Source organism: Synechococcus sp. JA-2-3B'a(2-13) (assembly GCF_000013225.1).
Classification (GTDB): domain Bacteria; phylum Cyanobacteriota; class Cyanobacteriia; order Thermostichales; family Thermostichaceae; genus Thermostichus.
The window spans coordinates 2,842,237-2,860,804 of the sequence record NC_007776.1; the positions used below are offsets into that span (position 1 = coordinate 2,842,237).

The window sequence follows — 18,568 nt, forward strand, 5'->3', positions numbered from 1 at the left end:
CCCAATGCTGATAGATGCTGCCTATGGGGTGATCCCCATCCTGCCCCACCCACCCGCCCAGGAAGCTCCCGGACCCGGCTCTTCGCATTTGTATCTGCTCATCCAGCACCAGAAGGGGCATTGGGCTTTCCCAAAAGGGCACAAGGATAGCTCCGAAAGCGACCTGGAGGCGGCGCAGCGAGAATTGCGAGAGGAAACCGGCTTGACCGACTACCAGCTTCTGACCCTGCCCGGCCAGTCTGACCCTTTGACGCTGCAGGAAGCCTACACCTTTACGGATCCCGAGGGGAACCGAGTGGCCAAAACCGTTACCTACTACGTGGCCTTGCTGCCGCCCCAATTTCCTCCTCCGGCCCTGCAGGTGCAACCGGAGGAGGTGGCCGCCTACCGCTGGTGCTCCTACCCCGAAGCCTTGGAGCAGATCAGCTTTGAAGAAAGTCGGCAACTGCTGCGCCGCTGCCAAGCCCACCTGGAGCAGCTTTGGAAATTGGAGAAGACCTAAGTTCCGTATTTTTACGGAAGAGGTTTATCGGGGTTACCTTTATTATCTTGTCCTGCAGGCTTTCCGTGGGAAGTTCCCGAGTAAGAAAGCCAGCAGACAATCTGAGGGATAGCCTTCACCTTTAGAGATTGGCTGATGAGCAATAGTCATCGATCTCCCCAGGAGGAGAGTTTTTCTGAATACGGATTGAACGCTGAAACTGCCTTTGAGTTCGTGCAGCCTTGGCCGTCTTGTTGGGCTTGGCTCATCTAAAGATCTCGTCTGGGTCAGGGCTGGGCTTGAACTGTATTCTGGAAAGCATTTTTTCACCGGCTTGTGGGGTAGCTAAGACTTCAGTCGTGTCATCAACCTCAGCGCAGGAAATTGTCCGAGCACGTCCTCTCGACCCATGAACCGTCCCCCCGTCTGTACAGAAGTCTCGGCCCATCTGCTGAACGCAGAGGTCAGCTTCACAGGAGTTGTTCGGTATTTCAGTGCCTTGGACAAAGGGGAGGGGCTGGGCACTTGGTCATTGGTGTTTCACCAAGGTCGCCTGGGGTTTGCTCACCACAGCTTGGAGCCCTTGGAGCGCTTGGATCGCCACCTGCGTCGGCTCAGCCATCAAGTCTTTTCTCTGACTCGCCAAAATTGCCTACGCATCCATCGGCAGGTGGAGGCGCTATTGGCTCAGGAGACTGGGCCTCTACCTGCAGACCTTCTGGGGCTGAGTTGGATGGTAACGGAGCAACTGCTGCCTTGGGAAGCTGCGCGCAGGTTGAATGCTTGGATCGGCGAGGAGGTGCTGCAAAATCTGTTGCTGGTTCCAGGGGGCTTTCAGCAGGAGATCATCCCACTGGACAACGTGCCCACCCTGGGCCAGTGGGATGGGGGATCCCTGCTCGACCTGATCCAAAAGCGGCTACGGGCATGGCAATCTTTGGGGCCTGAGATCACCTCCCCCTACCAACGGCCCTACTTTGCCAGCCGGGCCCAGGCAGAACGCCTTCCCGCCGAGCAACAGGAACGGCTAGGCCGGTTACTGAAGGGGTTTAGCTTCCGCCAGTTGAGCGCCCTTCTCGATCAAGACGACCTCCAGATCGCTCGCCGCCTACATCCTCTGGTCAAAGCCGGTATCCTTGTCCTGCGGGATCCCCAGCCCCCCTTTGATCGGCTGCCCAAAACCTACTCGGCCAAGCTTGAGACAGAATCACAGCCCTCAGAAACTCCCACCGTCCCTCTTCACCTGGCCAACGGGCTTGCAGATCTAGGCCCATCTCCCCAAGCCTCGAAAACCTGGATTGTGGCCTGTATTGACGACAGCGAAGCCATGCTCAGCGAGTTGCAGCGGTTGTTGGAAGGGCACAACCTGGTCATTCACACCATCAGCGACTCTTTGAAAGCCCTGATGAAGCTGACCACCCTCAAGCCAGATTTGATCCTGCTGGACGTGGGTATGCCCAACGTGGATGGCTACCAATTGTGCAGCCTCATCCGCAAATCCTCCGTGTTAAAGGATGTGCCGGTGGTGATGGTCACAGGCCACAAAGGTCTGATCGATCGGGTGAAGGCGCGCCTGGCCGGTGCCACCGATTACCTGACCAAGCCCTTTCGGCAGGAAGAATTGCTGCAGATGGTGTTTCGCTATCTCAGCTAGGGATCCCTCTAAAGGTTCGTCGAAAAAGAGATAAGGAGATGTCGATCATGGTGAAAGTTCTTGTGGTGGAAGATGTGGCCTCGGAGCGACAGCTCATCAGCGATTACCTCCGCTCAGAAGGCTATCAGGTGGTAGCGGTGGCCAACGCCCAAGAGGCATTGCAGCAGATCCGCAACGACAAACCCGATGTGGTGCTGACGGACTTGGTCATGGAAGGCATGAGCGGGCTGGAATTGTGCCGCCAAATCAAGAAAAACCCGGAAACCCAAAAGTTGCCCGTTGTGGCCTGTACTTCTAAAAATCAAGAGCTGGACAAACTCTGGGGCATGAAGCAAGGGATCGATCTTTATCTGACCAAGCCTTTTACCCGCGAAGACATTTTGCGGGCCGTGAAATCAGTAGTGCTCAGCCCGAGCTCATGATTTTTGCCACTCCTGTCCTTGCTGAGCTGCGCCTCCAGTTAGGATCCCTGTGATTATCACGAATTGTTCTTAGGAGATGTCTTAGAATTGGCAGAGCGAGAACGGCAATGGCGGTAGCTTTCTCCCCACACAGCCCTACTTCTACCCGTACCGGCGAGCTGTACTTACATCTACAGTTGGGGGTAGACTGTCGGGCCCTTTTGCCCATGGCATTTGCCCAGGAAGCTCTAATTGTTGGCCCGCACCACTTTACCCCTCTCCCCAACCAGCCCGCATGGGTGCTGGGCTTGTTCAACTATCGCAATCGCATTCTCTGGGGACTGGATCTGCCGCAATTTCTCGGCCTAGAGCCCTTGGACTTTGGGCAGCCCGAACACCACTTGGTGGTGATGCGCCCAGAATTTGGGGGCTCTGCATCGCCAGTGCGAACAGGCTTGGGCCTGGCAACCCAACACGTGAAAGGAGTAGCTCGAGTGCCCGCCGAGGAGATCCAACCCTTAACAAAAGCCCAGGCAGCACAAAACAACTTTCGACTGGAGAACTTCTACGACTCTTGCAAAGGGCTGGTGTTGGAAGGGGATGAGCCTCTCTGGGTGCTCGACCCTCTTGCCATTGTCCAAAAGCTCAACTCAGTTGATTCCTCGGCAAACCCTTGATCTTGGCGACCTTTTCCCCGACTTACCCTCACTTAAAGGCAAAATTCTATGGTTTCCTTCCGTCCCCTCTTTCTCAGGCCTGCTCCATCTTCCCGGCCCCAACGCAAAGTCGCGGGATCCCGCCTGGCCCTGGCAATCAGTTTTCCTCTGGGCATCAGCTCCCTGCTGTTTGCCGTCTCTGCCGGCAGCGTAGCCCGCACCTATTTCGAGTTCAAGCCGGCGATCTCGCGGCAGTTCACCCTGCAAAACCTGAGCGATCAGGTGATCTATTTGGATGAAGTCTTGACCATGTCTGCCCGCATGGCCGCTGCCAGCGGGGATCTGTCCTGGGAAGAGCGCTACAACATCCATGTCCCTCAGTTGGATGAGGTGCTGGCGGAGATTCAGCAATTGGATCCCGCCTCTTACGAAGCCTATGCAGCCAAAACCACAGCAGCCAACATCAAGCTGGTGGAGTGGGAAGTGCAGGCTTTTGATCTGATTCGGGCCGGCGAGCAGGAACGGGCTTTCAACTTGCTGCACAGCCCTGAGTACGAAGAGCAAAAGCGCATCTACGCCGAAGGGATCAACCAAACCCTGGAGGCCATTCGCAGCAACATTCAGGCCAGCGTCCAGCTTTACGAGCAAAATCTGCTGCAGGCTTTGATCTTTTCCGGCATCAGCTTCCCGATTCTGCTGCTGAGCTGGGGGATCATTTTGATCCTGGTGCGCAACTTTGTGCGGGAACGCAACGCCACCTACGAGCGACAGGTTTCCGACACCCGACTGGCCCAGCGGTTTGCCGATATTGCCCGGATTCGCCAAGAGCAAGAGCTGATCGATCCCCTAACTGACTTGTTGGGCGAGATGCGCCAGCGCTTCGGTGCCGAACGAGTGGCCTTCTATCGCTTGACCGCTCCCGAAGAGGCGCAGGTTATCGCTGAATCTCACGACAGCCGCCTGCCCGACACCTTGGGCACCCTCCTCCGCAGGATCCCGGCTCCGATCCAGCAGGCTCTCCACGGCGGGCAAGTTTACGCTTTTGGCCCGGTGCCTAGGCCAGATCTGGGCGCCGACTACCTGCAGAGGCTGGCCACAGCCCAACTGAAAGCCGAGATGATAGCGCCGGTGGTGCGTGGCGATGAGCTTTACGGTTTTTTGGCAATAGGCCGCGCCCAAAGCCAGAGCTGGTCTGACGAAGAACAGAAAACCTTGGCAGAGCTGGCCAACCGCCTGGGTCAAGCTTTGGGTAACCTGGGGGCGCTGGAGCAAAAAGCCGTGGCCGCCCAGGAACGGGAGCGGTCGGAAGCGCTGCAAAGAGAGCTGCTGCAGCTTATCAGCGAGGTCACAGAAGCCTCGCGGGGGGATCTCACGGTGCGGGCGCAGCTAACAGCCGGACAAGTTGGCATCATGGCGGACTTTTTCAACGTCATTATCGAGAGCTTGCGCGACATCGTGATTCAAGTGCAGCAGGCCGCCGGTCAAGTCAACCAATCCATTGGTCGTGACGAGGCAGCCATTCGCGAGTTGGCCGAAGCCGCTCTCCGACAGGCCACCCAAATCGAAGAGACCTTGCGCTCTGTCGAGCAAATGACGCTCTCAATCGAGGAGGTAGCCGATAAAGCCCAACAGGCCGCCACCGTTGCCGAATCTGCCGCCGCCACGGCCATCAACAGCAGCTTGACTATGGATCGCACAGTGCAAAACATCCTGCAACTGCGGGAAACGGTGGCCGAAACGGCCAAGAAGGTGAAGCGGCTGGGGGAATCTTCCCAGCAGATTTCCAAGGTGGTGTCCTTGATCAACCAGATTGCGCTGAAAACCAACCTCTTGGCGGTGAACGCCAGTATCGAGGCAGCCCGTGCCGGCGAAGAAGGGCGAGGTTTTGCGGTGGTCGCCGAGGAAGTCGGGGCACTGGCGGCCCAGTCGGCAGAAGCCACCCGCGAGATCGAGCGCATTGTGGAAGGGATCCAACGGGAAACCGGCGAGGTGGTACAGGCGATGGAAACCAGCACCGGCCAGGTGGTGGAGGGAACCCGCTTGGTGGAAGCAGCCAAGCAGAGCCTGGGACAAATTGTGGAAGTCTCGCGGCAGGTGAACCAGCTCTTTCAGGCCATTGCCCGCTCCACCGATGCCCAGGCAGATGCATCTCAAACGGTGCGCCAGTTGATGCAGCAAATCGCCAACATTGCCGCCCAGACGGCGGCAGCCTCGCAGCAGGTGGCCAACTCTCTCCAGGCTACGGTGGCGGTTGCCCGTCAGTTGCAGACTTCTGTGTCCACCTTCAAGGTGGGGGAGGCGGTTTAGCATGGGGCCGAATCCCACTTCCCTCGACCCACGCGAGTGGCAGGTTAGGCTGCAGTTTTTGGACGAAGCCCAGGCTTACCTCGACACCCTGGAGGCAGGGGTGTTGGGCCTGGGATCCCAGAGTTTGGATCGCCCCCGTTTGGATCGCTTGCTGCGGGCTGCTCATTCCATCAAGGGCGGGGCGGCCATGATGGGCTTTCCGGTGCTTAGCGACTTAGCCCATCGCCTGGAAGATGGTTTCAAGATCTTGCAGGTGGATCCCCAAAAAGCCGACCCCGCAGTGGAGCGCAACCTCTTGGCGGCGTTGGATTGCATGCGCCAAATAGCCCAGCAGCACCGCCAGCAGCGGCTTTTGGACGAATCTTGGCTGGCAGAGCGGGTGCAGCCTCTTTTCGATCAATTGCGAGAGCAGTTGGGAGAGTTGCAGCCTGAGGACAACGTCCAAGTCCTGGCAGCAGAGGCCGGGGGCGATATGCGGGTGCTGCTGTTTGCAACCGAGGTGGAGGCCTGTCTGCAGCGGTTGGAAGGTGTGCTGGCCCACCCCGAGCAGCCCTGTTTGCGGGAGGAGTTTCTCATTGCTGCCCAAGAGCTGGGGGCGCTGGGGGAAATGTTGGATCTGCCTGCCTTTGCCACCCTGTGCGGCTCAGTAGTCCAAGCTCTGGAGACGCTGCCGCCAAATGCCAAGGAGCAGGTGTTGCCCGTTGCTCAGGCGGCTTTACAAGCTTGGCGACGCTCGCAGGCCCTGGTGCTGGTCGGTCAGGTCGCTCTTCTCCCCAGCTCCTGGGATCCGGCAGAGCCTCCAGTTTCCCCCCCGCCAGAAGCCCCTCCCCCTGCAATGGCAGGAGCCACCGAGCTGCCGGATTCGATTCCAGCCGGGGCCAAAAGCGCTGCCGAGATGCTACGGGTGCCGGCTCGCCCTCTGGAACAGTTGGGGGAGCTGTTGGGAGAGCTCATAGGGGAGCGCAACCGCTTAAACAGTCGCCTGCAACGGCTGCGGGAGCTGGTCAGCTTGTTCAAACGGCGGGTTCGCACTCTAGAAGAAACCAACAGCCGCCTGCGCAGCAGCTACGACCGCGTCGCTGCCACCGTGCCTGCTTCTGTGCTCTTGAAAAAAGAAGGGGATCCCGGCCTGACCTTGGCCGATACCTTTGACCTCTTGGAGATGGATCGCTATGGAGAGATGCACCTGCTGACCCAAGAGGTGATGGAAACCGTTGTGCAAATTGATGAGGTAACCCACGATATCGACACCACCCTGCAGGAGACCGAAGGCAGCGCCCGCCAGCTCAGCCGCCTCTCCAGGCAAATGCAAACCCGTCTCGACCAGGTGCGCATGCAGCCTCTATCGGATTTGACGGATCGCTTCCCCAGAGCGCTGCGGGAGCTGAGCTTAGCCCATGGCAAGCCCGTGGAGCTGCGGGTCTTGGGGGGATCCACCCTAATCGAGCGCTCGATTTTGGAGGCCTTGGCGGATCCCTTGTTGCACTTGGTGCGCAACGCCTTTGACCACGGCATCGAGGCTCCAGACACCCGCCTGGCCCAGGGCAAGCCGGCCAAGGGCCTCATCGAAATTGCCGCCAGCCAACGGGGCAACCGCACTCTGATCACGGTGCGAGACGATGGGGCAGGGATCTGTCTGGATAAAATCCGGGCCCGCGCCTTGCAGATAGGGTTTTCCGCTGCCGACCTGGCTGAGGCCAGCTCCCAGGAGCTGCTGGAGTTGATCTTCCAGCCGGGCTTCAGCACCGCCGAGCGAGTCAGCGAGCTATCTGGACGGGGAGTGGGTCTAGACGTGGTACGCACCAACCTGCAACGAATTGGCGGCCAGGTGCAGGTGGAATCTTGGCCGGGACGGGGCACGCTGTTTACCCTCACTCTGCCCGTTTCTTTGAGCGTCACCCGCGTGCTGCTGACAGAATGCCAGGGGTTGATGTTGGCTTTTCCGGCCAACGCAGTGGAAGAATTGCTTATCCCCCCGCAGTTGCCTGCCGATTCCTTTCTCTGGGAAGGGGAGCAGATCCCTTTAATTCCTGTGGGCCACTGGTTTCGCTTCGCGCGCTGGCAGCCTCGCCGGGAAATTGACGAGACCCCCCTTCTCGACCGACCTGTGGTGCTGCTGGTGGTAGAAGACAACCGGCCCTATGGCCTGTTGGTGGATCGCTTTTGGCGGGAGCAAGAGGTAACTCTGCGCCCGGTGGAGGGAGGTCTGCCTCTGCCGTCGGGATTCTCCGGCTGTACGGTTTTGGCCGATGGGCGAATCGCTCTTTTCGTGGATCCGCCTGCCCTCTTGAGCTGGCTGCTCGCCCAGCGGGATCAGCCCTGTCAGTCGGCAAGGGATCCCCTTCCCCAGCCCAGGTTTGCCGCCCAGCCCACCCTGCTGGTGGTGGAAGATTCGGTCAACGTGCGCCGCTTCTTGGCCATGACCCTAGAAAGAGCAGGGTTCCGGGTTGAACAGGCTCGCGACGGACAAGAGGCCCTCGAGCACTTGCAGAGAGGAATTCCCATCCGAGCGGTGATTACCGACATTGAAATGCCGCGGCTGGATGGCTTTGGCTTGCTGGCCCAGATTCGTGCCCACCCCCTGTATGACCAGCTTCCCGTGGTCATGCTCACCTCCCGCAGTGGCGAGAAACACCGCCAACTGGCCCAGCGGCTGGGAGCCAGCGCCTACCTCTCCAAGCCCTTCCAGGAACAGGAGCTGATCCAAAAGCTGCGGCAACTGCTGCAACCAGCCTCTTCGGCACCTTCCACCGGCGTTTTGATGGCGAGGTAGTCCATGCCCCTGCTTTCCCCTCTGCGCCTGCGTCGTCTGGCTCGGCAAGAACAACTGAGAAACCGGCAGACCTTGATTACTTTCCAACTGGGCTCCTACTGCTTCGGCCTCCCTGTTGATCGGGCGCGGCGAGTTTTTAGCTGGGCAGAGTTTCAGCTTGCTCAGGAGGGCGGCCCCCAGCTTTTGGATACCGGTCGTTTGTTGCTGGGCCGAGGGATCCCTTTTCAACCGGAAGGGGTTATTCTGTTGCAGCCAGGCAGTTCTGAGGACGGATTGTCCGACCAGATCGACAACCCAGAAACAGGGGCTCTGCCCATTCCCACTCAGCCCCTCCTGCGCCGTCTGCCCTCTTCCCAGTTGCAGCCTCTCCCCAGCCGCTATGCAGCTCAGGCCCGCCAACGGGGTATTGTGCAGTGGATCCCGCCAGTTGAAGGCCAGCTCCCCCTGTTGGTGTTCGACCCTCATCTCTGGCCTGCCTGTTCTTGAGAAGGGAGAGGGGGCAGTTGCAGTTCTGGATTCTCCACGCGGGTTAGCTCCCAGCGAAAGGGCTCCCCACCCCGTCGCTGCCAATTCAATTGGAAGGGTTGCTCCAAGGCGTTCACCTGATCCCGCGTCAGGTTGGCCAAGGGGCCGCCGGAGCCCTCGATAACAAACCAGAGGGTGGCCCGTCCTTGGCGACTGGGATCCCCTAGGTCGAGCTGCACCTGCAGCGCTTGGGGTTGGAGGCGCAAGCGAAAAAATTGCCCGAAGATCTCGCGGCTGTAGGCCAGCGCCCGCTGCTTATCCAGGCCCCAACCATCGCTATAGGCCTCAGAGACCAGCATCTCCACCTGATCCCAGTTGCGCTGCTCCACCGCCCGCAGCAATCTCTCCGTGTGGACGCGGATTTGTCGCTCAGGCCGCCCGTAGTGCCAAAAGGCTCCCACCCCGATAGCCAAGACGACGGATCCCACCACCCCCCAGCGCAGCCAGGGGGGAAGGGGTGAAGGGGGAGAAGAGACAGAAGCAGACAAGGGATCCCTCTTGGGCAGTAGGGGGATTGCTCCCTCTAGCCTACGGGATCTACATGTGAGAAGATCAAAGTCCCATCCCCAAATCTGTGCAGCCTTTGCCAGGCACAGCACGCCCCCGAAGTTTAGCCAACCGGTCATGACCAAGTCCACCGACCGCCTGCTGCTGGAGTTTGAGCAGCCTGTTGCCGCCCTGGAGCAACGAATTCAAGAAATTCGGGCCTTGGCAGAAGAAAACGACATCGATGCTTCTGAGCAGATTCGCCAATTGGAAGCCAAAGCCGAAGAGCTGCGCCGCGAGATCTTCAGCCAGCTCACGCCGGTAGAACGGCTCCAGGTGGCCCGTCACCCCCGCCGCCCCACCACCCTGGATTACGTACAGACCATCTGTGACGACTGGTTTGAGCTGCACGGGGATCGCCACGGCCAGGACGATCCAGCCATTGTGGGCGGGTTGGCCAAGCTGGGGGATCAGCCGGTGATGATCCTAGGCCACCAAAAGGGTCGCGACACCAAAGACAATATCCACCGCAACTTTGGGATGCCCAATCCCGCCGGCTACCGCAAAGCCATGCGGCTAATGGAACATGCCCACCGCTTCGGCCTGCCCCTGCTCACCTTCATCGATACGCCGGGGGCTTACCCAGGCGTCAAGGCGGAAGCTGAGGGCCAAGGAGAGGCCATTGCCACCAACCTGCAGACCCTTTTCCGGCTGGAGATCCCCATCATCTGCACCGTCATCGGCGAAGGGGGATCCGGCGGAGCATTGGCCATTGGGGTGGGCAACCGCATCCTGATGTTCGAGCACGCCGTCTACTCCGTGATCTCGCCGGAAGGCTGCGCGGCTATTCTCTGGAAGGATGCCAAGAAGGCTCCCCAAGCGGCGGCAGCCCTGCGCATTACCGCCCAAGACCTGCTGCAACTGGAGGTGATCGACGAGATCCTGCCAGAGCCGGTTGGCGGCGCCCACCGCGCGCCCTTGGAAGCTGCTCAAACCCTCAAAGAGGCTCTTCTCAGGCATCTCAAGGAACTTTCTAGCCTGAGCGGGCGAGAATTGCGCGAGGAGCGCTACCAAAAGTTTCGCCGCATGGGAGCGTTTCTGGAGCTTTCTGAATAGACTTATGCATCCCTGATTTATAGTCGTTTCAGATTAGGGTGAGACACCTGGGCCATTGATCGCGCCAGCGGGACGGAGTCCTTGAAAAGCCTTTTGGCCCCCTGCATTATTGCTCTGCAACGCCGATGCGACCAACATTTTAGGCGTGGGTGCAGTGTCCTGGTTTGAACTGAAATGACTATATTTGGGGTTTAATTTGGGGTTTATTCGAGGGGAGAGGCCCTTTAGGAGCTGCTCTGGGATGAACTTCCGAAAGCACTCCGCGCCCTCAACCTGACCAAGAGGGGGCTAACTCCTACCAGGTTACCCGATCCCGCAGCTGCTCAATCCGGGCTGGGCCAATGCCATTGACCCGTTGCAGATCCTCCAAAGAGGAGAAGGGGCGGGCCTCGATAATGCGCTGCGCCAGGGCGGGGCCAATGCCGGGCAACTGTTCCAGCTCCGCCGCCGTGGCCGTATTCAGGTTAACGCGAGGGGATCCCCCAGGAGACGCCACCGGAAAAGCAACCGACGGGGAAGGGGATCCCGCCTCAGGAGGAAGAACGACCTCGACTTCCAGCAGCTCCGGCTCCGGTTCAGGCAAGGAAGCGGCAACGGGGACGGGGTTGGGGCAGCGACGGGACGCCTCTTCTGCCTGTTGTTGCAGGCGGCGGCTGGGGCCAAAGCGGGCATCGGCAATGAGCCGGTCGAACTCCCGCACAAAGTGATCCACCACTCGGCCATTGCGGATGATCAGGAAGTTTTCGTCGTTGAGGTGGTTGGCCGAGACCGACCAGTTGTTGGATCCGGTGATCACCGTGGCCTGAGGAGTGCCGGGATCGATGATGGCAAACTTATGGTGCAGCTTATCGCCGGGGGCGAGGTTGGGTATGCCTACAGACTGGGCCGGCAGCGTCCAGGGCAGGCGCGCCGCCTCCACCTGGCACTTTTCGTCGGGGAGCAACAGCCCCCACATCTCCAGGGTGCGGCTGTAGTCCCGGAAGGCAAAACCAGGGTCGAACACCCCGCGGATTTCTACGTTGCGCTCCTGGCGCAGTTGCCTGAGTTGGTTGGCAATGCCCGGATCCGTAAAGACGAACAGAGCCAGATCCACCTGTTGCCGGGCTTGGGCCAGGGTGGCGGCAATAATGCCGTTGGAGGTGGCTTCGTAGGGCAGGGAGCGACTGGCAGGAGAAAAGTGAACCCCCACAATGGCATCGTCAATGTACACCGTTTCCAGGGAACGCTTGAGCTTCTGCACGCCGAAGCGGCTATCGGTCAAGCCACCGGGGCCATCGCCCCACATGAGATCGAATTCCTCGGTGTAGAGGCGGGCCAGCTCCGGGCTGTCCAGCAGCAGCAGATGGTTGGCATTGCCGACACTGCCAGGCGCATCAAAGTCCCCGTGAATATCAGAGAGGGTGAAATTGGCCGAGCCGGTCAAGACTTTCTGCCCGTCGATCACCACAAATTTGTGGTGCATCAGGCCGCTGCCCTTGGAGCCATCGGCGGTATCATCCAGCCAGGGCACCTGGCCTCCATCCAGCAAGGCGTACACATCTCGGCTGGCAATCTCCTCGGGAGAAAACCGTCCATCGCGGTTCACATCCACCAGGTTGCGGTACTCCTCGAACTTGCGACGGCTGCGCTCGTCCAGCGCCCGCACTTGGTCAGGGGTGAGTTGGTGCCAGGCTCGCACGTAGGTGTTTTCAGTAATAAAACGCACCGGGATCCCGGCCTGTCGTCGCTCCACTAGGGCTTGGGCAATGAGCGGTAGGTTCAGCTCTTGCACGGCAATATCCACCGACTGACGAGCGGAGCGAATCTGGGAAATGATCAACTCTTCCAGGTTGTAGCCGTAGCGGCGGATCTGGCGGTAGGGATCCCGATAGGTGCTCTCCCGGCTTTGGTTGAACTCCACCCGAATGCGGGGGTGCTGCGGCAGAGGGGCAAGGGTGGGCAGCTCCTGCTCTTGGGGGTAGGGTCTGGGCCGAGGGCCGACCCAGTAGCCGATCAAGACCAGAATGAGAAGCAGAGCAACCCAGGGCAGCCAGCGGCGGAGTTGCCGCAACCACGACGGGATCCCGTTCATGGCCTTTCTCCTCTCCAGCAATCACACCCCCAGGATACTGAACTTTATCGCAGCCACTTCTACGCGAAGGCGATCCCTGCTCTGCTCTACAGCTAACCGTGCGAGAGCGGCTGCTACCCCTAAGATGATGACAAATGTTTTAGAGTATTAACTTTTGTTATGAACTACAAAGCCCTCACCCTTGGGCTGACGGCGGCTGCTTGCTTAGCCTTGGTAGGCTGTGCCAGTTCCAGCAGCGATACGGCCATTGCCCCGCCGACGCCTACCCCAACTCTCTCTCCCAGCCCTACGCCGCTGCCCAACCTCGTCGCCGTTGCCGCCGCCAACCCCGACTTCAGTACCTTGGTGACGGCCCTGCAGGCAGCGGGCTTGGTGGGGACTTTGCAGCGGGAAGGTCCCTTCACGGTATTCGCTCCCACCAATGCTGCTTTTGCCGCTTTGCCCCCTGGCACGGTGGAATCTTTGCTGCGACCTGAGAACCGGGCAGAGCTGGTGCGCATTCTCACTTACCACGTGGTTCCTGGCTTGGCTCCTTCCAGTGCCCTCAGATCCGGCCAGCAGGTAACGACTTTGCAGGGATCCCCCGTCACCGTCACGCTTCTTGAGGGCGGACGGATTCGCATCAACAACGCCAACGTGATCGCCGCGGATATTCAAGCTTCCAACGGCATCATCCACGTCATCGACACCGTCTTGATCCCGCCGCGTTAGGAATTGGGCCACCACTTCGGGCATCATAGAAGCATCGAGATCCAGCACTTTATTGGGGAGATTCAGCGTGGAGCGGCCTAAGTGGGTAGCAATCGTTACAGGGATCCTGGCCATTGCTCTGGGGGTGGGCTACTTGCTGCTGGTGCAGCTATTGGACTATCGCGGCGGCCAATTTTTGCCGGCACCACTGGAGCCGCCGGCGATTTTGGGAGAGGGGATCCCTGGCTCATTTGGCCGGTTGAGCTGAGGGTGTTTTTGACTCCCCGCTCCCTTCTCTGGTCTCTTGCTCAGCTACTTCTCAGCAAAGCTCTCGACAAAAAAGCTCTCGACAAAACTGTATGCTCAGCTACAGCAAGCCCTATGCTGGAGAAGCGACTCGGATGGCTCAGCAATTTTGGGTTGCTTGATTTGAAGATTTGGGCAGGCTGTGGGTTGGGATGGTGCTGTCGCGCTCCACTTGGGTGTGGTTGTGGGCAGGGCTGGGTTTGGCGGCCCTGAGCCAATATCTGCAATGGGTTAGCGGGATCTATAGCTTTATCGCCCCCCATTCGTTGCCGCTGGCGGATCTGGCAGTGGCCGGGATCCTGGGAGGGACAGCAGCAGCAGGTCTGGCAGCGCGCCATTGGTGGCAGCAGGCTGGCCGACGGCAAAGTACTCCAAACCAGCGGACACAACCGCTGCGGCGGGTTAAGTTAACTCGGAATCAGGTGCAAGCCGATCTGGAAGATGCCGATCGCCTGATCCAGAAGCTGCAGAATGACATCAGTCGCCGTGCCCTGCGTGCCAAGCTGCAAGAGATCAATCAGCGGCTTAACCAGGAGGAATTGCATCTGGTGGTGTTCGGCACCAGTTCCGCCGGCAAGACCTCGTTGATCAATGCCTTGATGGGCCGACCAGTGGGCGAAACAGCCCCCACCCTGGGCACCACCCAGCAGGGATCCATCCACACCTACCAATTGGAGGGCTGGAACGGCCCCATTTCCCTTACCGACACACCTGGGCTGCTGACGATTGGGGGAGCAGGTGAAGCGGAAGCCCGCGCCCTGGCCCAGAAGGCGGATCTGCTGATCTTGGTGGTGGCCGGAGACCTGCTGGCTTCGGAGTATGCCGAAATGCTGGAGTTGGCCCGGCTGGGCAAATCCGCCATCCTGGCCCTCAACAAAACCGATCAGATGCTGCCGGAGGATGTAGAGACCATCTTGGCCCATTTGCGCCGACGCACCGCCGGTGTTATCCCTGCCGAACAGGTGGTGGCCATCGCCGCTGATCCAGAGCCCCTCAAGGTTCGCTACTACTCCGAAGATGGCTCTGTGTGGGAAACTTGGGAGCCGCAGCCCCCCGAGACAGAGGCCCTCATTCAACAAATGGCTCACCTGCTGCAGCAGAAGGGATCCCACCTGCGCTTGGCCAATGCCTTGTTGCAAACCCGAACTCTCAGCGAAGCCGTCCAGCAGGCCCTCCAAGAAGAACGTCGCCAACAGGGTCGCCAGATCGTGGAACGGATGCAGTGGGCCACCGCTGCTGCCCTGGCGGCAAACCCTCTTCCTGCTTTGGATGTGCTGGCAGGAGTAGCCATTCAGGCGCGCATGATTGGGGAACTGCACCAGGTGTTTGACCGACGCATTACCTTACGCCGGGCCCAGCAAATCGCCCAGAGTTTGGCGCAAATGGTGGTGCAACTGGGGGGGCTGGAGCTGGCCACTCAGGCTTTGGGCTCTCTGCTCAAGGCCAGCCCCTTGATGGTTATGGGGATCCCCCTGCAGGCAGTGACGGGGGCCTATCTGACACGGGTGGCGGGGCTCAGTTACCTAGAGTGGCTGTCCTCTGGGGATCCCTGGCAAGAGGAAATCCTGCAAGAGCGGATTAGGCAGCAGCTCCAAAACCGTCATCCTCTGGCCTTTCTCACCCAACTGGCCCGCCAAGCCCATTCCAACAGCTAGTCCAAGCATCCGTCTTTTCGCCGCCACAGGCCCAACCTATCCCGTTCTCCGCCCGCTGCGGAAAATCCATTACTCCATTACACTGAATACAGCTTTCTAAATACAGCTTTTTCTGATACAGCTTTCTCTGGGCTTGACTTTGTAGAAGTTCTGTAAATCAGCGGGATCCAAGTCACAGAAGAGAGAACATTAGGAACATTAGTCAGTGTTGCCGGAAAAAGCTGCCCAGGTCTTATCATGGGTCAAACCAAGCCCATCATCCTGTAGTCTGCTGCCCTAAACTGGCTCCGTTGGCACCTTATGTCTTCCCCCAACCTGACCCTGCCCATTCAGTGGATTGATGTGGATTCAGGAGAGGTGGTGGAGGAATGTCCTTGGCAGAGTAGTCCCCATCCGGGCACCTACGTCCAACTGGCAGAGCAGCACTACCTGGTTCTGGAAAAGCGTCATTCCTACCGGCTCCGGCAAGGCAAATACCACCTGTGTGGGATCCGCGCCCTGGTGCGTTCGGTAAACCCACCGCAGGAAGCAGGGAATTGCCTGGGGGATCCCTCCTGTCGGTTCAATGCCCACTCGCCCTTGCTGCGTTGTGCCGTCAACCCCAGCGGGCCCTGTCAGGGCTGCCCCCACTACGAGTCGGCCCCGCGTTGCTAGCCCTCCAGCTCCAGAGCCAACACCTGGGTCAGCGCACGGTTGGTCTTTTCGCGAAACTCGGCCACGCTCACCCGTCCCAGCAAATGCACGGCCAGCAACATCACCGCTGCCTCCACCCCAAAGACGGTGGCATAGGCAAGCACTGAAGAAGTGGGGAAGAGAATGCGCCCCAGATCGAGCAAAGCCCCGCCGAGCAAGGTGGAAACCGCCTGGGACATGGCCTGGGCCAGACCCCAAGCCCCGATAAAGGTGCCTGCCGTCTCCGCTGCCGTCAAGTCCAACATGAGGCTAATGGCGCCATTGGTGGTGATCCCAGAAGCCAAGCCAAACAGGATCATACACAGCTGCAGCAGCCGTGGATTGCCTGTAAACCCTGAGGCAATGGTCAGCCCAAAAGAGATTGCCACCAGCAGGCAGCCCAGACGAGCCGTTGTCTGCTTGCCTAGCTTAGGCACGATGAAAAATCCGGTCAGCACAATCCCTGCCAAAATACCCAGGCTCCAAAAGGCATTGAGCTGGGTGCTCTGGGCCACCGTCATGCCAAACACCTCGCCGCCGTAGGGTTCTAGGATCGGCTGTTGGATAAACAGGCCCATGGTCATCAACACCAAGAAGCCGAAAAAGATCAGGGTTTGGCGGCTGGCGGTCAGCACCTTGATGGCCGTACCCAGGGTGATTTGGTCTTCTCGTCCGGCCAAGGTGGAACGGGATCCGTAGCGGGAATAGCGCTTTTCCACTCCCCAGGTGGCGATCACCCCCAGCAGGATCACCACGGCTGGAATGATGACGAAGAGGCGGTTGACGGTGCTCTGCAGGTTGTCTGGCTGCAAGCCCCGCAGCAGAACTGCCGAGCCAATGGCCCCGCCGGCAATCCCCACCATCAACATAGACCAGACGATCCCCACCAACTTAGAGCGGTTGTCCTCGTCTGACACATCCACCAGCAAAGCCGCAAAAGGCGTGGAGCAGGCGCTGAGGCAGAGACCATAGAGGGCAAACATCAAACAGGCCAAGCCTACCCAGCCATAGGTGGCTCCAGACCAACCCGTGGCCGCAAAGCTCTCCCCCAAACCCCACACCACCTGCACCCCCAGGAAGATACAAACGGCAAATAGAACCGATCCCAGACGCACATAGCCGGTGCGATGCAGGCCAAACAGGGGCTTGGCATCCGAGAGCTGCCCAAACCAAACCCGAGCCGGGGAGACCAACTGGTGCATGGCTAGGGATCCCCCCACCACCGTTGCCGGGATGGCCAGCAGATCCGTGTCGATCATGACGCGGTTCAGCACTCCCAGAGTGAGCAGCGACATCATTCCCAAGCCCATCTGAAACAGGCCCAGGCGGAACATGACATGCAGCGGCAAAGACTGAACCTGCACCTGAGGCTCTGGAGAAGCTGGAGTTACAGAAGCCACAGAAGCGTTGACCTCGGGATCCCGGCGAATATTGGCCATGATCTGGAATGATCTGCGAAAGCGCTACAGCCTCTTATCCTAGCCCAGGCAGCCTGGGATCCCGGCAAAAGCATGGGGTTGCCAAAAGCGAAACCGCCACGTCCTCTCCCCTTTTGGGAGCTATTGTCAGGGTATAGTCCCCCAATTTCCAATCCTCAGGAATATTGCTATGCGCGCCCCCATCCCCTGGCTGCTGAGTTCACTGAGCTGGGTGGGCATTTCCCTGGCCGCTCCGCCGATGGTGTCTACTTCTCAGGCAACCCCTACGGATTTTCCCCTCCACCAGTTCCTTTCTTCCCCCTCGCCTTCAGAGTGGGCAGAGTACTTGGCCTACAGGCAGGTGATTGACCAGACGATCTCCATGACCTGGGATCCGCAAGCGCGAGCCTTGGCAAAGCAGTATGGGCTGGATATCGTCAACATCACCTGGGAAGATACCGGACGCCACAAGGGATCTGCCCTTGGCCCCAACATCAGCGACATGACCATCCAGGTACAACAGCTCAACCCCAGAACGGGTCACTACGAGCTGAGCTTGATGCCGGTGATCCGCTACCCCAACTTTGCCGATCTGTCTGCCGACCTGCCCCTCGATAGCCTACAGGTGCTGGTGGGCAACGAAAAAGGAAAACCCCTGCAACCCGTGTCGCTGCGAGAGCTGCTGGGGAATCTGCGCCGCTACTTACATGATCCCGGCTCTTGGGCCGGCAACCGCAACTCCCTGCTGGCTCCACGGGATAGCCATGTGTTGGTGAGCGCCCAGGCCGCCTTTTTGCCTATCCCTGCCGGGGGATCCGCTCAATTCAACCCGGTGCTGTTCAACTACCAATCCCATCCCGGCAACCCAGCCGTGCTGGCAATCTTGGCCACCCACGAGGGCACCAGCATTACGGTGATCGAGAACCGCACCGAAGATAAGGTAGATAAGGTGGGCGGGGCTATTTGGGGCCAGCGCCTTTTCTTCAATCAAAACGGTGAACGGGCCAGCCTCACCGGGCAGCGCCTCAGCGATTTTCGGGCCGAGCAAGCCGCCAACCCAACCCCTCAGGATCCCCATTCGGCGGAAGTAGCAGAAGAAGCCCTGAACCTGGTGATGGTGATCCAAGTACCTGATACATTCACGCTGAACTCTCCTGAACATGGTTCAGGAAAGAAGCGATCGCATCCTGCCTATCTCTGTTCGCGTCAGCGGGACGGAGTCCAAACAGGAAGGCGGTATCCCGCAAAGCCCTGAGGAATACCCCCCGAGCGCTTTCCCCCTTCACTTCCCGGCAACCGTTGCGGTGGACTCAAGGATCAGGGGGAAACTTGGTCTACTATATCCCTCTCAATGACT

General features: G+C 59.4%; 16 protein-coding genes. 13 read left to right on the forward strand and 3 right to left on the reverse strand.

What is annotated here, in order from left to right; genetic code table 11:
- Window positions 1–4 precede the first annotated feature (4 nt).
- The 7 genes from CYB_RS13080 to CYB_RS13110 all read left to right on the forward strand — a co-directional run bounded on the left by CYB_RS13080 (window position 5) and on the right by CYB_RS13110 (window position 8,758).
- Window positions 5–502, forward strand: a complete 498-nt coding sequence (locus CYB_RS13080) for a bis(5'-nucleosyl)-tetraphosphatase (protein ID WP_011434289.1) — start codon at window positions 5–7, stop codon at window positions 500–502.
- A gap of 388 nt (window positions 503–890) precedes the next feature.
- Window positions 891–2,135: a response regulator gene (locus CYB_RS13085; protein ID WP_011434290.1), complete on the forward strand. Its 1,245-nt coding sequence runs from the start codon at window positions 891–893 to the stop codon at window positions 2,133–2,135.
- 47 nt (window positions 2,136–2,182) lie between these two features.
- On the forward strand, window positions 2,183–2,557 hold the full coding sequence (locus tag CYB_RS13090; protein WP_011434291.1) for a response regulator: 375 nt from the start codon (window positions 2,183–2,185) through the stop codon (window positions 2,555–2,557).
- A 107-nt stretch (window positions 2,558–2,664) separates the two neighbouring features.
- Window positions 2,665–3,213 carry a chemotaxis protein CheW gene (locus CYB_RS13095; protein WP_011434292.1) on the forward strand — a complete coding sequence of 183 codons (549 nt, stop codon included), beginning with the start codon at window positions 2,665–2,667 and terminating at the stop codon, window positions 3,211–3,213.
- Window positions 3,214–3,261: 48 nt separating this feature from the next.
- Window positions 3,262–5,499: a methyl-accepting chemotaxis protein gene (locus CYB_RS13100; protein ID WP_011434293.1), complete on the forward strand. Its 2,238-nt coding sequence runs from the start codon at window positions 3,262–3,264 to the stop codon at window positions 5,497–5,499.
- Between the two features lies 1 nt (window position 5,500).
- The gene (locus tag CYB_RS13105) at window positions 5,501–8,272 is read left to right on the forward strand and encodes a hybrid sensor histidine kinase/response regulator (RefSeq protein WP_011434294.1); all 2,772 of its coding nucleotides are present in this window, start codon (window positions 5,501–5,503) and stop codon (window positions 8,270–8,272) included.
- A 3-nt stretch (window positions 8,273–8,275) separates the two neighbouring features.
- Window positions 8,276–8,758, forward strand: coding sequence for a hypothetical protein (locus tag CYB_RS13110; RefSeq protein ID WP_011434295.1), 483 nt, complete (start codon window positions 8,276–8,278; stop codon window positions 8,756–8,758).
- On the opposite strand, the gene CYB_RS13115 is transcribed toward CYB_RS13110, so the two are convergent.
- Window positions 8,734–9,285, reverse strand: a complete 552-nt coding sequence (locus tag CYB_RS13115; protein WP_041436853.1) for a hypothetical protein — start codon at window positions 9,283–9,285, stop codon at window positions 8,734–8,736. The two genes, CYB_RS13110 and CYB_RS13115, sit on opposite strands and share 25 nt — an antisense overlap.
- A gap of 136 nt (window positions 9,286–9,421) precedes the next feature.
- Here CYB_RS13115 and CYB_RS13120 point away from each other — a divergent pair, with 136 nt between their 5' ends.
- Entirely contained in the window at window positions 9,422–10,399 is a 978-nt protein-coding gene (locus tag CYB_RS13120) for an acetyl-CoA carboxylase carboxyltransferase subunit alpha (RefSeq protein WP_011434297.1), read from the forward strand.
- Between the two features lie 295 nt (window positions 10,400–10,694).
- On the opposite strand, the gene CYB_RS13125 is transcribed toward CYB_RS13120, so the two are convergent.
- Window positions 10,695–12,470, reverse strand: coding sequence for a phospholipase D-like domain-containing protein (locus CYB_RS13125; protein ID WP_011434298.1), 1,776 nt, complete (start codon window positions 12,468–12,470; stop codon window positions 10,695–10,697).
- Between the two features lie 159 nt (window positions 12,471–12,629).
- Between CYB_RS13125 and CYB_RS13130 the strand changes: the two genes are divergently transcribed.
- From CYB_RS13130 to CYB_RS13145, 4 genes are all read left to right on the forward strand, one after another.
- Entirely contained in the window at window positions 12,630–13,181 is a 552-nt protein-coding gene (locus tag CYB_RS13130; RefSeq protein WP_011434299.1) for a fasciclin domain-containing protein, read from the forward strand.
- Between the two features lie 67 nt (window positions 13,182–13,248).
- The gene (locus CYB_RS13135) at window positions 13,249–13,428 is read left to right on the forward strand and encodes a hypothetical protein (protein ID WP_011434300.1); all 180 of its coding nucleotides are present in this window, start codon (window positions 13,249–13,251) and stop codon (window positions 13,426–13,428) included.
- Window positions 13,429–13,618: 190 nt separating this feature from the next.
- Window positions 13,619–15,121 (forward strand): GTP-binding protein, encoded by a 1,503-nt coding sequence (locus CYB_RS13140; RefSeq protein WP_083757669.1) that lies wholly within the window; start codon window positions 13,619–13,621, stop codon window positions 15,119–15,121.
- Between the two features lie 300 nt (window positions 15,122–15,421).
- Window positions 15,422–15,775 carry a DUF6464 family protein gene (locus CYB_RS13145; RefSeq protein WP_071818178.1) on the forward strand — a complete coding sequence of 118 codons (354 nt, stop codon included), beginning with the start codon at window positions 15,422–15,424 and terminating at the stop codon, window positions 15,773–15,775.
- Here the strand turns inward: CYB_RS13145 and CYB_RS13150 are convergent.
- A complete protein-coding gene (locus CYB_RS13150) occupies window positions 15,772–17,232 on the reverse strand; it encodes a BCD family MFS transporter (RefSeq protein WP_011434303.1) in 1,461 nt (486 codons plus the stop codon). The genes CYB_RS13145 and CYB_RS13150 overlap by 4 nt on opposite strands.
- A 169-nt stretch (window positions 17,233–17,401) precedes the next feature.
- On the opposite strand from CYB_RS13150, the gene CYB_RS13155 reads away from it, so the two are divergent.
- A complete protein-coding gene (locus tag CYB_RS13155) occupies window positions 17,402–18,466 on the forward strand; it encodes a hypothetical protein (protein ID WP_011434304.1) in 1,065 nt (354 codons plus the stop codon).
- The last annotated feature ends 102 nt before the right edge of the window (window positions 18,467–18,568 follow it).

Excerpts from the sequence above, each read along its gene's own strand:
- CYB_RS13145 (WP_071818178.1), top strand. The coding sequence starts at position 15,422 with ATGTCTTCCCCCAACCTGACCCTGCCCATTCAGTGGATTGATGTGGAT.
- CYB_RS13120 (WP_011434297.1), top strand. The coding sequence starts at position 9,422 with ATGACCAAGTCCACCGACCGCCTGCTGCTGGAGTTTGAGCAGCCTGTT.
- CYB_RS13110 (WP_011434295.1), top strand. The coding sequence starts at position 8,276 with ATGCCCCTGCTTTCCCCTCTGCGCCTGCGTCGTCTGGCTCGGCAAGAA.
- CYB_RS13095 (WP_011434292.1), top strand. The coding sequence starts at position 2,665 with ATGGCGGTAGCTTTCTCCCCACACAGCCCTACTTCTACCCGTACCGGC.
- CYB_RS13130 (WP_011434299.1), top strand. The coding sequence starts at position 12,630 with ATGAACTACAAAGCCCTCACCCTTGGGCTGACGGCGGCTGCTTGCTTA.
- CYB_RS13085 (WP_011434290.1), top strand. The coding sequence starts at position 891 with ATGAACCGTCCCCCCGTCTGTACAGAAGTCTCGGCCCATCTGCTGAAC.
- CYB_RS13125 (WP_011434298.1), bottom strand. The coding sequence starts at position 12,470 with ATGAACGGGATCCCGTCGTGGTTGCGGCAACTCCGCCGCTGGCTGCCC.
- CYB_RS13100 (WP_011434293.1), top strand. The coding sequence starts at position 3,262 with ATGGTTTCCTTCCGTCCCCTCTTTCTCAGGCCTGCTCCATCTTCCCGG.
- CYB_RS13140 (WP_083757669.1), top strand. The coding sequence starts at position 13,619 with ATGGTGCTGTCGCGCTCCACTTGGGTGTGGTTGTGGGCAGGGCTGGGT.
- CYB_RS13080 (WP_011434289.1), top strand. The coding sequence starts at position 5 with ATGCTGATAGATGCTGCCTATGGGGTGATCCCCATCCTGCCCCACCCA.
- CYB_RS13090 (WP_011434291.1), top strand. The coding sequence starts at position 2,183 with ATGGTGAAAGTTCTTGTGGTGGAAGATGTGGCCTCGGAGCGACAGCTC.
- CYB_RS13155 (WP_011434304.1), top strand. The coding sequence starts at position 17,402 with ATGCGCGCCCCCATCCCCTGGCTGCTGAGTTCACTGAGCTGGGTGGGC.
- CYB_RS13105 (WP_011434294.1), top strand. The coding sequence starts at position 5,501 with ATGGGGCCGAATCCCACTTCCCTCGACCCACGCGAGTGGCAGGTTAGG.
- CYB_RS13150 (WP_011434303.1), bottom strand. The coding sequence starts at position 17,232 with ATGGCCAATATTCGCCGGGATCCCGAGGTCAACGCTTCTGTGGCTTCT.